The organism is Streptomyces sp. NPDC006798 (assembly GCF_040635975.1).
GTDB lineage: Bacteria > Actinomycetota > Actinomycetes > Streptomycetales > Streptomycetaceae > Streptomyces.
On sequence record NZ_JBEYIS010000014.1, the window covers coordinates 114,548 to 128,650 of the forward strand.

The following is a 14,103-nucleotide window of genomic DNA, read 5'->3' on the forward strand; positions in this document are numbered from 1 at the left end:
CCACCGAACCGACCAGGGAGCAGCGGTGCACGGTCAGCACACACCGGCGAGCGGCACGGACCCGGCACGGGACAAGTACGTGACCCGCGAGACCGATCCGGTACGGCACAAGGGCCCGGCCGGGACCACCGATCCGGTACGCGGCCCCGGCCCCGGAAACCCCGCGCCCGGCGGCGGATACGCCGCCGACCGGCTACGGCTCCTCAACGACCCCGCCCTCCCCGGCCCCGCCCGGCGCACCGCCCTCGCCGCCCTCACCGACCACTGGCTCGCCGACCTCTTCCACACCGCCCGCCGCGACACCGGCGTCCACGACGCCACCCTGATCGCCGTCGGCGGCTACGGCCGCACCGAACTCTCCCCCCGCAGCGACCTCGATCTGCTCCTCCTCCACGACGGCGAAGCCGACCCGCGCGCCCTCGCCGCCCTCGCCGACCGCGTCTGGTACCCCGTCTGGGACCTGGGCATCGCCCTCGACCACGCCGTCCGCACCCCCACCGAGGCCCGCGCCACCGCGGGCGCCGACCTCAAGGCCCACCTCGGCCTCCTCGACGCCAGGACCGTCTCCACCGACCCGGCCGGCCTCGCCGCCCCCCTCCGTACCGCCGTCCTCGCCGACTGGCGCGCCCACGCCCCCGCCCGGCTCCCCGAACTCGCCGAACTCTGCCGCGAACGCGCCGACCGCCACGGCGAACTCCGCCACCTCCTCGAACCCGACCTCAAAGAGGCCCGCGGCGGACTGCGCGACGCCACCGCCCTGCGCGCCGTCGCCGCCTCCTGGCTCGCCGACGCCCCCCGCGACGGACTCGACACCGCCCGCCGCACCCTCCTCGACACCCGCGACGCCCTCCACCTCACCACCGGCCGCGCCACCGACCGCCTCGCCCTCCAGGACCAGGACCAGGTCGCCGCGGCCCTCGGCGAACCCGACGCCGACGCCCTGCTGCGCCGGGTCTGCGAAGCCGCCGGAACCATCGCCTACGCCGCCGACGTCACCTGGCGCGAGGTCCACCGGGTCCTGCGCGCCCGCCGCACCCGCCCCCGGCTGCGCGCCCTCCTCACCGGCGGCACCCGCCGCCCCGCCCCCGAACGGGCCCCCCTCGCCGACGGCGCCGTCGAACAGGACGGGGAGGTCTGGCTCGCCAGGACCGCCCGCCCCGAACACGACCCCGTACTCCCGCTGCGTACCGCCGCCGCGGCGGCCCGGGCAGGACTGCCTCTCTCCCGGCACACCGCCCGCACCCTCGCCGGATCGGCGCCGCCGCTGCCGGTACCCTGGCCCGCCGAGGCCCGGGAGGAGTTCGTCACCCTCCTCGGCGCCGGGCCGCCCGCCGTCCCCGTCTGGGAAGCCCTCGACGCCGAGGGCCTGATCACCCGGCTGCTGCCGGTCTGGGACCACGTACGCCACCGCCCCCAGCGGAACGCCGTCCACCGCTGGACCGTCGACCGGCACCTGATCGAGACCGCCGTCCGGGCCGCCGCCCTCACCCGCCGCGTCCACCGTCCCGATCTGCTCCTCGTCGCCGCCCTCCTGCACGACATCGGCAAGGGCCTGCCCGGCGACCACGCCACCGCCGGCGCGCCCCTCGCCCGGGACGCCGCCCTGCGGATGGGCTTCGGCACCGCCGACGCGGCCGTCGTCGAAACCCTCGTCCGCCACCATCTGCTGCTGATCACCACCGCCACCCGGCGCGACCTGGACGACCCGGCGACCGTACGGGCCGTCGCCGACGCCGTCGGCACCACCGGAACCCTGGAACTGCTGCACGCCCTCACCGAGGCCGACGCCCTCGCCACCGGGCCCGCCGCCTGGTCCGGCTGGCGGGCCCGGATCGTCGCCGAACTCGCCGACCGGGCCGCCGCCGTACTGGGCGGGGCCCGGCCCGAACCGGCCGGGTCCGGAGCGCCCGGCGCAGACGAGGAGCGGCTGGCCGTCGAGGCACATCGCACCGGCGGGCCCGTACTCGCGCTGCGCGCCCGTACCGACGCGGCTCCCGGCGGCCCCGGCACCGGGCAGGAACCGGTCCTCGGTACCGATGCCGGTACCCAGGGGGCGTCCGAACCCGTCGGCGCCGTGCTGCGGATCGCCCTGCCCGACCGGCCCGGGATCCTGCCCGCCGTCGCCGGAGTGCTCGCCCTGCACCGGCTCACCGTCCGCTCCGCCGACCTCCGGGAGATCCCCCTGCCCCCGTCCGTCGGCCCCGGCACCGCCCCCGTCACCGTGCTCGACTGGCGGATCGCCGCCGAATACGGCGCCCTCCCGCCCGCCGACCGGCTCCGCGCCGACCTGGTCCGGGCCCTCGACGGCACCCTCGCCGTCCGCGACCGGCTCGCCGAACGCGACGCCGCCCAGCCGCGCCGCCGGGGCGCCGAACCGCCCCCGCCCCGGGTCACCGTCGCCGCCGACGCCTCCCGGCACGCCACTGTCATCGAGGTCCGGGCCCCGGACGCCCCGGGACTGCTCCACCGGGTGGGGCTCGCCCTGGACGAGGCGGGCGTCCGGGTCCGCAGCGCGCATATCGGCACCCTGGGCGGGGACGCCGTCGACGCCTTCTACGTCACCGGGGCCCGGGGCGGACCCCTCGGCGGCCCGGCCGCCGAACGGCTGGCCCGTGCCGTCGAGACCGCCCTGCGCTGACGCCCCCGCCGACGCTCCGGCCGACGCCCCCGGTACCGCCCTCCGGTACGGCCGGACGGCGTCACATCCCCGCGGCCGGGTCCGGCGGACCACCGCCGGGCAGGCCCCGGGCCGTCTTTCCGGGCCCGGAGCGGGCGGGTACCTCCCGCGGCCGGATACCCTGGAGGGCGATTTCCCGTTGCCCCCGACTCTGAGGACCGAAGAGCGCCGTGTTCGATACTCTCTCCGACCGCTTGGCGAACACCTTCAAGACCTTGCGGGGCAAGGGGCGCCTCAGCGAGGCGGACATCGACGGCGCGGCCCGGGAGATCCGTATCGCGCTGCTGGAAGCCGATGTCGCCCTCCCCGTCGTCCGGGCCTTCATCGCCAAGGTCAAGGAACGGGCCCGGGGCGCCGAGGTCTCCAAGGCGCTCAACCCCTCCCAGCAGGTCATCAAGATCGTCAACGAGGAACTGGTCAGCATCCTCGGCGGCGAGACCCGGCGGCTGCGGTTCGCCAAGCAGCCCCCGACCGTGATCATGCTCGCCGGTCTCCAGGGCGCCGGTAAGACCACCCTCGCCGGAAAGCTCGGCAGCTGGCTCAAGGCCCAGGGCCACAGCCCGCTGCTGGTCGCCTGTGACCTCCAGCGCCCCAACGCGGTCAACCAGCTCTCCGTCGTCGCCGAGCGCGCGGGTGTCGCCGTCTACGCGCCCCAGCCCGGCAACGGCGTCGGCGACCCCGTCCAGGTCGCCAAGGACTCCGTCGAGCACGCCCGCGCCAAGCAGTACGACGTGGTCGTGGTCGACACCGCCGGCCGGCTCGGTATCGACCAGGAGCTGATGCGGCAGGCCGCCGACATCCGCGACGCCGTATCGCCCGACGAGATCCTCTTCGTCGTCGACGCCATGATCGGCCAGGACGCGGTCAACACCGCCGAGGCGTTCCGCGACGGCGTCGGCTTCGACGGCGTCGTGCTCTCCAAGCTCGACGGCGACGCCCGCGGTGGTGCCGCGCTCTCCATCGCCCATGTCACCGGCCGCCAGATCATGTTCGCCTCCAACGGCGAGAAGCTGGACGACTTCGACGCCTTCCACCCGGACCGGATGGCGTCCCGGATCCTCGGCATGGGCGACGTGCTGTCGCTCATCGAGAAGGCCGAACAGACCTTCAGCCAGGAAGAGGCCGCCAAAATGGCCTCCAAGCTGGCGAGCAGCAAGGGCAAGGACTTCACGCTCGACGACTTCCTGGCCCAGATGGAGCAGGTCCGCAAGATGGGCTCCATCTCCAAGCTGCTCGGCATGCTGCCCGGCATGGGGCAGATGAAGGACCAGATCAACAGCATCGACGAGCGCGATGTGGACCGTACGGCGGCCATCATCAAGTCGATGACCCCCGCCGAGCGTGCCGAGCCCACCATCATCAACGGCTCCCGCCGGGCCCGGATCGCCCGTGGTTCCGGGGTCGAGGTCAGCGCCGTCAAGAGCCTGGTCGAGCGGTTCTTCGAGGCCCGGAAGATGATGTCCCGGATGGCCCAGGGCGGCGGCATGCCCGGGATGCCCGGCATGCCGGGCATGGGTGGCGGCCCGGGGCGGCAGAAGAAGCAGCAGAAGCAGGCCAAGGGCAAGCGGCGCAGCGGTAACCCGATGAAGCGGAAGGCCGATGAGCAGGCCGCCGCCGAGCGCCGGGAGCAGGCCGGTCAGGCCAACCCCTTCGGGCTTCCGGCCGGCGGTGGCGACGGCGACCAGCAGTTCGAGCTGCCCGACGAGTTCAAGAAGTTCATGCGCTGACCCCGGGCCGTCGGGCGTCCCGTACGGGGCGGCCCTCCGCGCCCGGCTTCCGCAGTCGATCGGCACCCTCTGTCCGCAGGGGGTGCCGAGGCGTTTCCGGGGGTGCTTCCGGGGTTGTCCACAGGGGGATGCCGGTTCCGCCGCCCCGGTCTACCGTCCCGGATATGAGCGATCCCGTGCTGCCCGCCGTGCCCACTGTGCCCGCTGTGCCCGCGCCTGCCGTGCCCTGCTCCGGTCGCCGCCGCGCTGTCGTCGGCGGCCGTCCCCGAGCCCTGGCCGGTCCCGGGGGCCGGGCCTCTCCGGTCCCGGCCCCCGGACCGCGCGTTTCGGCCCCGGGGACCGCGCATCTCGGCCCCGCCCGTACGGTCCCGGCCGGAATCCGTGCCGATACGGCCGGAAGCACCAAGTCGGCCTTTTCCCGATGTCGGTTTCGGTACGGTGTCCGATGTCCGGTGAGCGGGGCCCTCCGGCCTGCCCGGAGAAGCCGTGCGGTGCGGGGAGCCGTACGAGGTGCTACGTACCACCTTGCGGCGCACTGAGAGTCTTCTCCGCAGATCGGCGTACCCGCCCTCGTCAGGACACATCAATGCCAACTGACGGGTACGTGCAAAATATTTGGGATGCCCCGTAATGGAACCGTGGGCCGTTCAGGCTCGTTATCACGACGTGAGCACGACACCACCTGTTCTCGCCGCAGAACTGGCACAGGCCTGGGCCGACATTCAACGGCACCACCCTGAGCTGCCGGATCTTGCCGCGCCAGAGTCCCTGATCGGAGAGTCGTCGTCCGCCTGCGGCGGCGAGCTGTCCTTCGAACGACTGCTCCATGAGGCAGTCCACGGCATCGCCGCCGCGCGAGGAGTCCGCGACACCTCGCGCGCCGGCCGCTACCACAACCGCAGATTCCTGGCGATCGCCGAGGAGATGGGTCTCGACCATGCCGAGGAGCCGCATCCCAGCAGCGGCTTCTCCCTGGTCGTCCTCAGCCCCGAGGCCAAGCGCCGCTACCGTCCTACGATCGAGCGCCTCCAGCGCGCCCTCAGAGCCCATACGGTCGCCACGGCGTCCGACACCAAGCGCTCCTTCCGCGGACCGGCCGCCAGGCACGGTTCCTCGGGCGGCGGCGTCCGGGTGAAGGCCGTCTGCGACTGCGGGCGCAATGTCCGGGTCGTCCCGTCGGTCCTCGCCCAGGCGCCCATCGTCTGCGGAGGCTGCGGCAAGCCCTTCCGAATCCCCGAACCGGTCGCCGCGGCGAGCTGAACCCCCGGCCCGGCCGCCTGACGGGGGCGGCGCAGGTCCGGGGGAGAGCCCGCCATCGGCGTGTGGCACAATGGCTAGCTGTACTCGACGGCCGCACAGGACCCCTCTCTCCTCCGGCTGACGCGTCCATCGGGCACCCGAGTACCGCAACCCCACGTGGCATCTCGTTGTGCCCAACCACGTCAAGACCAGGAGACACCACTTCCGTGGCAGTCAAGATCAAGCTGAAGCGTCTGGGCAAGATCCGTTCGCCTCACTACCGCATCGTCGTCGCCGACTCCCGTACCCGCCGTGACGGCCGGGCCATCGAGGAGATCGGCCTGTACCACCCGGTGCAGAACCCCTCGCGCATCGAGGTCGACTCGGAGCGCGCCCAGTACTGGCTGTCCGTCGGCGCCCAGCCGACCGAGCCGGTTCTCGCCATCCTGAAGCTCACCGGCGACTGGCAGAAGCACAAGGGCCTGCCCGCCCCCGCGCCGCTGCTCGTGGCCGAGCCGAAGGCCGACAAGCGCGCCGCGTTCGACGAGTTCGCCAAGTCCCTCGAGGGCGGCGAGCCCAAGGGCGAGGCCATCACGCAGAAGGCCAAGAAGGCCGAGAAGAAGGCGGACGAGGCGGCCGACACCGCCGGCGCCGCCGAGTCGACCGAGGCCTGAGCATGCTCGAGGAGGCTCTCGAGCACCTCGTCAAGGGCATCGTCGACAACCCGGACGATGTGCAGGTCGCCTCGCGCAACCTGCGCCGCGGACGGGTGCTGGAGGTCCGGGTCCACCCCGATGACCTCGGTAAGGTGATCGGCCGCAACGGCCGCACCGCGCGCGCCCTGCGCACCGTCGTGGGCGCCATCGGCGGCCGTGGGATCCGGGTCGACCTCGTCGACGTGGACCAGGTCCGCTGACACCAGTGGAACACCGGCTCGGGCCGGGGGTGGCCGACCGGCCGCCCCCGGCCCGAGGCGTATCCACGGGTCCGTGTCTCCGGGCTCTCCCGGCGCCCGGTCCCGTACGGACGGCCGCGTCCCTCCGGCCCCGTACCGCCGCTCCGGAGCGCCGCGACGGCCGCCCCGGCCTACCGTGGATCCGGAGATCCGTGGCGCCGGGCCGCGTGCAGCGGCGGGCGCGGCGGAACGTACCCCTCACGGGGCGGGCCGGTCCCGGACCGGACCCCCGCGGCCGGACCCCCGCGGCCGGACCAACCGGCCCCAACCACAGGAGAGGCAACGAAGTGCAGCTGGTAGTCGCCCGGATCGGCCGTGCCCACGGCATCCGGGGCGAGGTCACCGTCGAGGTGCGGACCGACGAGCCCGAGCTGCGGCTCGGCCCCGGAGCCGTACTCGCCACCGATCCGGCGGGCACCGGCCCGCTGACGATCGAGACCGGACGGGTGCACAGCGGCCGGCTGCTGCTGCGCTTCGCGGGTGTGACCGACCGCAACGGCGCCGAGGCACTCCGCAACACCCTGCTGATCGCCGACGTCGACCCGGAAGAGACCCCCGAGGACCCGGACGAGTACTACGACCACCAGCTGGTCGACCTCGACGTCGTCCTCGCCGACGGCACCGCCGTCGGCCGGATCACCGAGATCAGCCATCTGCCGTCGCAGGACCTCTTCATCGTGGAGCGGCCCGACGGCGAAGAGGTGATGATCCCCTTCGTCGAGGAGATCGTGGCCTCGGTCGACCTCGTCGAGCAGCGGATCGTGGTCGTGCCGCCGCCGGGGCTGCTCGACGACCGGGCCGTGATCGCCTCCGCGCGCGACGCCGAGGCGTCCGGTACCGGCACCGGCGCCGACGGATCCGACCCCTCCGGTACGGCCCCGAAGGGCGGGGCGTGATGCGGCTCGACGTCGTCACGATCTTCCCCGAGTACCTGGAACCGCTGAACGTCTCCCTCGTCGGCAAGGCCCGCGCCCGGGGCCGGCTCGACGTCCATGTCCACGATCTGCGCGACTGGACGTACGACCGGCACAACACGGTCGACGACACCCCCTACGGCGGCGGACCCGGCATGGTCATGAAGACCGAGCCCTGGGGCGACGCCCTGGACTCCGCCCTCGCCGACGGCTACGAGGCCGGGGCACACGACCCCGTCCTCGTGGTCCCCACCCCCAGTGGCCGCCCCTTCACCCAGGAGACGGCCGTCGCCCTGGCCCGGCAGCCGTGGCTGATCTTCACCCCGGCCCGCTACGAGGGCATCGACCGCCGGGTCATGGACGAGTACGCCACCCGGCTGCCCGTCCACGAGGTCTCCATCGGGGACTACGTCCTCGCGGGCGGCGAGGCCGCAGTCCTGGTGATCACCGAAGCCGTCGCCCGGCTGCTGCCCGGGGTCCTGGGCAACGCCGAGTCCCACCGCGACGACTCCTTCGCACCCGGCGCCATGGCGAACCTCCTCGAAGGCCCCGTCTACACCAAGCCGCCGAGCTGGCGGGGGCGTACCGTCCCCGAGGTCCTCACCGGCGGCCACCACGGGAAGATCGCCCGCTGGCGCCGTGACGAGGCGCTCCGCCGTACCGCGGCCCACCGGCCCGATCTGCTGGAGCGCTGCGAGGCCGCCGTCTTCGACCGCAAGGACCGGGAGACCCTGTCGATCCTGGGCTGGGAGCCGGAGCCCGGCGGACGATTTTGGCGCAGACCGCGCGCCGTGGAAGAATAGGCCGCTGCCGTACGTCCGGCGTGCGCCCCTGCCACGGGGGGACACGACGCCCGCCCCGACGCCGACGGCCATCCGAACAAACCGACTCTCCCGTCGATGACCTGTGGCATCGGCGAAGAAAGCAGACGAACATGTCGCATGTGCTCGACGCAGTCAACTCCGCCTCCCTGCGGTCCGACGTCCCCTCGTTCCGTCCCGGTGACACCGTGAACGTCCACGTTCGCGTCATCGAGGGCAACCGCTCCCGTATCCAGCAGTTCAAGGGTGTCGTCATCCGCCGCCAGGGCGCCGGCGTCAGCGAGACCTTCACGGTCCGCAAGGTCTCCTTCTCCGTCGGCGTCGAGCGCACCTTCCCGGTGCACAGCCCGATCTTCGAGAAGATCGAGCTCGTCACCCGTGGTGACGTCCGCCGCGCCAAGCTGTACTACCTCCGTGAGCTGCGCGGCAAGGCCGCGAAGATCAAGGAGAAGCGCGACAACTGAGGCATCGGCCCGGCGGCTCCCCAGGGGTCGCCGGAACCGGGCTCAGGTCCCGTACGGGTCCATGGCGTGGCCGGATAGGCTCGTCCGCGATGGACACCGAGAACGTACGCACGGAGCGCGACCGCTCATCCCACCCCGGCAGCCGGGATTCCGCCGACACGGCGGGGCCCGGCATGTCCGGACCGGGGGAGGAGCGGTCGCGCTTCCGGCGTTTTCGGCGTTCTCCGCGTGCTCCGCGCCCGTTCCGCCGCTCCGGTGCGGAGGACCGCCGGGAGGAGCCGGACGCGGCGGGCGCCCGGGGGTCCTCCTGGCGCCGGACGCTGCTCCTGGCGGCGGTCTGCCTCGGGGCGGTGCTGCTGGTCAGCCGGTTTGTGATGCAGCCGTTCCACATCCCGAGCGACTCCATGAAGCCGACCCTGCGGCCCGGTGACCGGGTGCTGGTCAACAAGCTCGCGTACGGCTCCGGAGACGTACCGGAACGCGGCGATCTGATCGTCTTCGACGGGACGGGCTCCTTCGTCCGGGAGGCGGTGGCGGAGCATCCGTTCCGGGAGGCGGTCCGGGGTGTCCTCGCGGCCGTGGGGCTCGCGGAGCCCGCGGCCACCGACTTCGTCAAGCGCGTCGTCGGCGTCGGGGGCGACCGGGTGGTCTGCTGCGACCGGCAGGGCAGGCTCACGGTGAACGGGACGGCGGTCGACGAGGAGTATCTGTATCCCGGCGACGCGCCGTCGAAGGTGGCCTTCGACACCATCGTCCCGCCGGGCAGGCTCTGGGTGATGGGTGACCACAGAAGCGACTCGCGTGACTCCAGGGACTATCTGGGCGCCCCGGGCGGCGGAACGGTCCCGGTGGAGAATGTGATCGGCCGGGCCGAGTGGATCGGGTGGCCCGCGGGGCGCTGGGGATCCCTGGGGCGTACGGATGCCTTCGACGGGGTCCCGGACGCGCCGGAAGGATCCGCTCCGGACGCGGTCGACCGGCCGCTGCCGGGCGGTGCGCGGGGTGCGGGTGACGGCGAAGACGCGGGCGGTACGGGTGCCCCCGCCTACGGACGGCCGCATGGGTAGGCGGGGGCGGCCCGCCGGACAGCGCCCCGACCCCCTGCCCTCCGCCGGTCCCGGCACGGCGGACGGCTCGCCGGTCCCGCAGGGCGGCCGGGCCGAGCGGCGCAAGCTGGCCCGCAAGGTGCGCCGCAGGCGGCGGCGGTGGGCGCTGACGGAGATCCCGCTGCTGATCGTCGTGGCGCTGGTGATCGCCCTGGTGCTGAAGACCTTCCTGGTGCAGGCGTTCGTCATTCCGTCGGGCTCGATGGAGCAGACGATCCGGATCGACGACCGGGTGCTGGTCGACAAGCTCACCCCCTGGTTCGGCTCCGAACCGGAACGGGGGGACGTGGTGGTCTTCAAGGACCCCGGCGGCTGGCTCGTGGGCGAGGCCGCCCTGCCCGAGAAGAAGGACGACCCGGTCGTCGTCAAACAGATCAAGCAGGGGCTCACCTTCATCGGGCTGCTGCCGTCGGAGGGCGAGCAGGACCTGATCAAGCGGGTGGTCGCGGTCGGCGGGGACACCGTCGCCTGCTGCGACCCGGACGGGCGGGTGACCGTCAACGGCGTCCCGCTGACCGAGTCGTACCTCAAACCGGGCAATGTCCCCTCGACCCAGACCTTCGAGGTCGCGGTGCCACCCGGGCGGCTGTTCGTGATGGGGGACCACCGGGCGAACTCGGCGGACTCCCGGGCCCATCTCGACGAGCCGGAGCGGGGCACGATCGCGGTGGACGCGGTCGTCGGACGGGCCGTGGTGATCGCCTGGCCGGTGCGCAACTGGGCCCGGCTCGACGGGCAGGAGATCTACGCCTCCGTGCCGAACGTACGTGCGAATGGTGAGGTGGCGAGGGGTGATTCGCATACCCTGTCGTCCCAGGGCCACAAAGGAATGGTCCTCCTCCCGAGCCCTGCGGAACTCTCGCTCGTTATGGGAGTGATGGGTCTGGTCGTCCTGCGGAGAACTCCGTGGCGGACGGGCGGACGGTTCACACAGACTGAGGAGTTGATGTGCGGGACGTCGCGGTCGGCGCACAGTCCGGACACGAGCAGCCGGAGGACGGGCCCGAGGGGCGCGACGGGTCCGCCGGGGCCAAAGGGTCTTCGGGGAGTACCCCGGCGGCCGGGCCCGCCGTGGCGTCGCCGTCCCTCAGGGACACCGCGTCGCCGGTGGCCTCGTCCCCAGCGGCGGCGTCCGTGAAGGGCGGTGACGGGAGGCCCGGCGAACTGCCGGACGGTTCCGGCGGCCCGGGCGGTCCCGGTGCCCCCCGGGACGGCCGGGGGACCGGGGGCAGTGGTGGACCCGGAGGTTCCGGCCCCGGCGGTCCCGCGGGGGGGCAGACCCCCTCGCCGGGTGCCGGTCCCGGCCCGGAGGGCACCGAGGGCGGCGACGAGAACGAAGAGGACGCAGAAGGGCGCCGCAAGCCGCAGCGCTCCTTCTGGAAGGAGCTGCCGATCCTGATCGGTATCGCCCTGGTCCTGGCGTTGCTGATCAAGACGTTCCTGGTCCAGGCCTTCTCCATCCCGTCGGACTCGATGCAGAACACCCTCCAGCGGGGCGACCGGGTGCTGGTCGACAAGCTGACCCCCTGGTTCGGCTCCGAGCCCGAACGCGGTGAGGTCGTCGTCTTCCACGACCCGGGCGGCTGGCTGGAGGGCGAGCCCACTCCCGAGCCCAACGCGGTCCAGAAGTTCCTCAGCTTTATCGGCCTGATGCCGTCCGCCGAGGAGAAAGACCTGATCAAGCGGACCATCGCGGTCGGCGGTGACCGGATCGAGTGCAAGAAGGGCGGCCCGGTCAAGGTCAACGGGAAGGCGCTCGACGAGCCGTACATCTTCCCCGGCGACACCCCCTGCGACGATCAGCCCTTCGGCCCGCTGACCGTTCCCGACGGCAAGATCTGGGTCATGGGCGACCACCGCTCCAACTCCCGTGACTCCCGCTACCACACCGAGGACGTCAACGGCGGCTTCGTCCCTGTGGACAAGGTCGTCGGGCGGGCCGTGGTCATCGCCTGGCCCGTGAACCGCTGGGCGACCCTGCCGGTCCCCTCGACGTACGACCAGCCCGGCATCGGGAACAAGGCCGCCGCCCTGGTGACCTCCTCCGCGCCGCTGGCCATGGGCGCCCTCGGAGCCGTACCGCTGGTGCTGTGGCGCAGGCGGCGGCTGATCGCCCGCGAGACGGCCCGGGACACCGCCCCGGCGAGCGCGACCCGTGCGACGGCGCCCGCGGCCGGGCGGGAGCCGGGGCTGTAGCGACGGACCCGCGAGGGAAAACCGCCCGGTAGGGTGCCGTCCCGGGGCGCGGCCGCGCGGGATCACCGCACGGCCGGAAGCCTCCTGGAGCGGGGGAGCGCCGGAATGACGGCAGCACGGACGGGCGGCGGACGAACGGAAGACGGCCACGGCCGGCTCGGCGGGAAACTGTCGGGCCTGGCCGTGGCCGTCGGCTGTGCGCTCTTCCTGGGGAGTTTCGGCTGGGGCGCCCTGGTGTACCGGCCCTATCTGGTACCGACGGACTCGATGACACCCTCCGTACGGGCGGGGGACCGGGTCCTCGCCGAACGGATCGACGGCGCCGACGTACGCCGCGGTGACATCGTGGTGTTCCGGCTCGCCGCCTGGGGCGACACGCCCATGGTGAAGCGGGTCGTGGCCACCGGCGGCGACACCGTCGCCTGCTGCGGGCGGGACGGACGACTCACGGTCAACGGCACCCCGGTCGCCGAACCGTATCTCCGCACCGCCGGACCGGCGTCGCCCACCGAGTTCAGCACCACCGTCCCCGAAGGACACCTCTTCCTCCTCGGCGACGAGCGGAACAACTCCCTCGACTCCCGGAAACACCTCCAGGACGCCGTCGGCGGATCCGTACCCCGGTCCGCCGTGGAAGCCCGGCTGGACGCCGTGGTGTGGCCCCTCGACGGCGCCTTTCTGGAACGGCCCGAGGGCTTCGCCGACCTGCCCGGGGGGATCTCCCGGATGGGACCGGTCAAGACGATCCTCTGGGGCATGGCCGCCGGAGCGCTGCTGGTCTTCGGCGGCGCACTCCACGACCCCGTACGGCGAGCCCTGCGCCGACGCGGCGAACGGCGGGAACGGCGGACGGAGGCGGCCACCGATGCCGGATGAGACGGACCCGGTACCCGGTCTTCCCGGTGGTACCGGCAGGTTTCCGGATGGCTCTGCGGACAGCTCCACGGCCGACTCCACGGGTGGTTTCGCGGGCGGCTTCGGCGGCGTTGACCTGCGGAGAGTCGCCCGCGTCGTACTACTCGACCCCCACGACCGAATCCTCCTCGTCCACGGCTGCCAGCCGGGCGACCCGACCGACGACTGGTGGTTCACCCCCGGAGGCGGACTCGAGGGCGACGAGACCCGCGCCGAGGCCGCACTGCGCGAACTCGCCGAGGAGACCGGCGTCACCGATGTCCGGCTCGGCCCCGTCCTCTGGCGGCGCCTCTGCTCCTTCCCCTTCGACGGACGCCGCTGGAACCAGGACGAGTGGTACTACCTGGCCCGTACCGAACAGACCACGACCGCGCCCGGCGCCCTGACCGAACTGGAACGCCGCAGCGTCACCGGGCTGAGATGGTGGACCTCCGCCGAACTGTCCGCCACGCGTGAGACGGTGTACCCGACCAGACTCGCCGGGCTGCTGCGCACGCTGCTCGACGAGGGCCCCCCGCCAACGCCGATCGTCCTCGCCCCCGAAATCGCCTAGAGACGGGTGCGACTGGCGCACAATAGGGGGACGCACGGCTGAAGGGGAACATGCCATGAGCGCCGAGGACCTCGAAAAGTACGAGACCGAGATGGAGCTGAAGCTCTACCGGGAGTACCGGGACGTCGTCGGACTGTTCAAATACGTGATCGAGACCGAGCGCCGCTTCTACCTCACCAACGACTACGAGATGCAGGTCCACTCGGTACAGGGCGAGGTCTTCTTCGAGGTCTCCATGGCGGACGCGTGGGTCTGGGACATGTACCGGCCCGCCCGCTTCGTCAAGCAGGTACGGGTCCTCACCTTCAAGGACGTGAACATCGAGGAGCTCAACAAGAGCGACCTCGAACTCCCCGGCAGCTGAGCAGCGGCCGATCAGCGGCCTTCGGCGCCCCGGCGGGCATCCGCGGTTCCCACGGATGCCCGCCGTCGCCATGACCGGGTGATTCCCGGATCCCTTCCGTCCTGCTTCCGGACCGTTGCCGGACGGCTCCGGGACCGCTCCGGCACCGCACTCGGTCCGCTCCGCTTCCGGT

13 protein-coding genes and 1 pseudogene are annotated in these 14,103 nt (G+C 72.8%); all 14 read left to right on the forward strand.

Going from position 1 to position 14,103, the window contains the following annotated elements; translation table 11 throughout:
* Positions 1-25 precede the first annotated feature (25 nt).
* The 14 genes and pseudogenes from ABZ714_RS12390 to ABZ714_RS12455 all read left to right on the forward strand — a co-directional run bounded on the left by ABZ714_RS12390 (position 26) and on the right by ABZ714_RS12455 (position 13,931).
* Positions 26-2,638 (forward strand): [protein-PII] uridylyltransferase, encoded by a 2,613-nt coding sequence (locus ABZ714_RS12390; protein WP_358825131.1) that lies wholly within the window; start codon positions 26-28, stop codon positions 2,636-2,638.
* A 209-nt stretch (positions 2,639-2,847) separates the two neighbouring features.
* Complete coding sequence (ffh, locus tag ABZ714_RS12395) at positions 2,848-4,404, forward strand: signal recognition particle protein (protein WP_358825132.1); 1,557 nt, start codon at positions 2,848-2,850, stop codon at positions 4,402-4,404.
* A gap of 666 nt (positions 4,405-5,070) precedes the next feature.
* A complete protein-coding gene (locus ABZ714_RS12400) occupies positions 5,071-5,664 on the forward strand; it encodes a hypothetical protein (protein ID WP_358825133.1) in 594 nt (197 codons plus the stop codon).
* 206 nt (positions 5,665-5,870) lie between these two features.
* Complete coding sequence (gene rpsP, locus ABZ714_RS12405; protein WP_358825134.1) at positions 5,871-6,317, forward strand: 30S ribosomal protein S16; 447 nt, start codon at positions 5,871-5,873, stop codon at positions 6,315-6,317.
* Positions 6,318-6,319: 2 nt separating this feature from the next.
* A complete protein-coding gene (locus tag ABZ714_RS12410) occupies positions 6,320-6,559 on the forward strand; it encodes an RNA-binding protein (protein ID WP_005311361.1) in 240 nt (79 codons plus the stop codon).
* A 326-nt stretch (positions 6,560-6,885) separates the two neighbouring features.
* The gene (gene rimM / locus ABZ714_RS12415; RefSeq protein WP_358825135.1) at positions 6,886-7,494 is read left to right on the forward strand and encodes a ribosome maturation factor RimM; all 609 of its coding nucleotides are present in this window, start codon (positions 6,886-6,888) and stop codon (positions 7,492-7,494) included.
* Complete coding sequence (trmD, locus tag ABZ714_RS12420) at positions 7,494-8,315, forward strand: tRNA (guanosine(37)-N1)-methyltransferase TrmD (RefSeq protein ID WP_358825136.1); 822 nt, start codon at positions 7,494-7,496, stop codon at positions 8,313-8,315. The genes rimM and trmD overlap by 1 nt, the downstream gene beginning before the upstream one ends.
* 131 nt (positions 8,316-8,446) lie before the next feature.
* A complete protein-coding gene (gene rplS, locus ABZ714_RS12425) occupies positions 8,447-8,797 on the forward strand; it encodes a 50S ribosomal protein L19 (protein WP_358825137.1) in 351 nt (116 codons plus the stop codon).
* Positions 8,798-8,886: 89 nt separating this feature from the next.
* Complete coding sequence (gene lepB / locus ABZ714_RS12430; protein ID WP_358825138.1) at positions 8,887-9,864, forward strand: signal peptidase I; 978 nt, start codon at positions 8,887-8,889, stop codon at positions 9,862-9,864.
* Positions 9,857-11,051, forward strand: a pseudogene (gene lepB, locus ABZ714_RS12435) (signal peptidase I). Before lepB (ABZ714_RS12430) ends, lepB (ABZ714_RS12435) begins: the two are co-directional and overlap by 8 nt.
* The gene (gene lepB / locus ABZ714_RS12440) at positions 11,011-12,099 is read left to right on the forward strand and encodes a signal peptidase I (protein WP_358825139.1); all 1,089 of its coding nucleotides are present in this window, start codon (positions 11,011-11,013) and stop codon (positions 12,097-12,099) included. Before lepB (ABZ714_RS12435) ends, lepB (ABZ714_RS12440) begins: the two are co-directional and overlap by 41 nt.
* A gap of 105 nt (positions 12,100-12,204) precedes the next feature.
* Complete coding sequence (lepB, locus tag ABZ714_RS12445; protein WP_358825140.1) at positions 12,205-12,975, forward strand: signal peptidase I; 771 nt, start codon at positions 12,205-12,207, stop codon at positions 12,973-12,975.
* The gene (locus tag ABZ714_RS12450) at positions 12,965-13,567 is read left to right on the forward strand and encodes an NUDIX hydrolase (protein ID WP_358825141.1); all 603 of its coding nucleotides are present in this window, start codon (positions 12,965-12,967) and stop codon (positions 13,565-13,567) included. Before lepB (ABZ714_RS12445) ends, ABZ714_RS12450 begins: the two co-directional genes overlap by 11 nt.
* A 55-nt stretch (positions 13,568-13,622) precedes the next feature.
* Positions 13,623-13,931, forward strand: coding sequence for a DUF2469 domain-containing protein (locus ABZ714_RS12455; protein ID WP_005311352.1), 309 nt, complete (start codon positions 13,623-13,625; stop codon positions 13,929-13,931).
* Positions 13,932-14,103 lie beyond the last annotated feature (172 nt).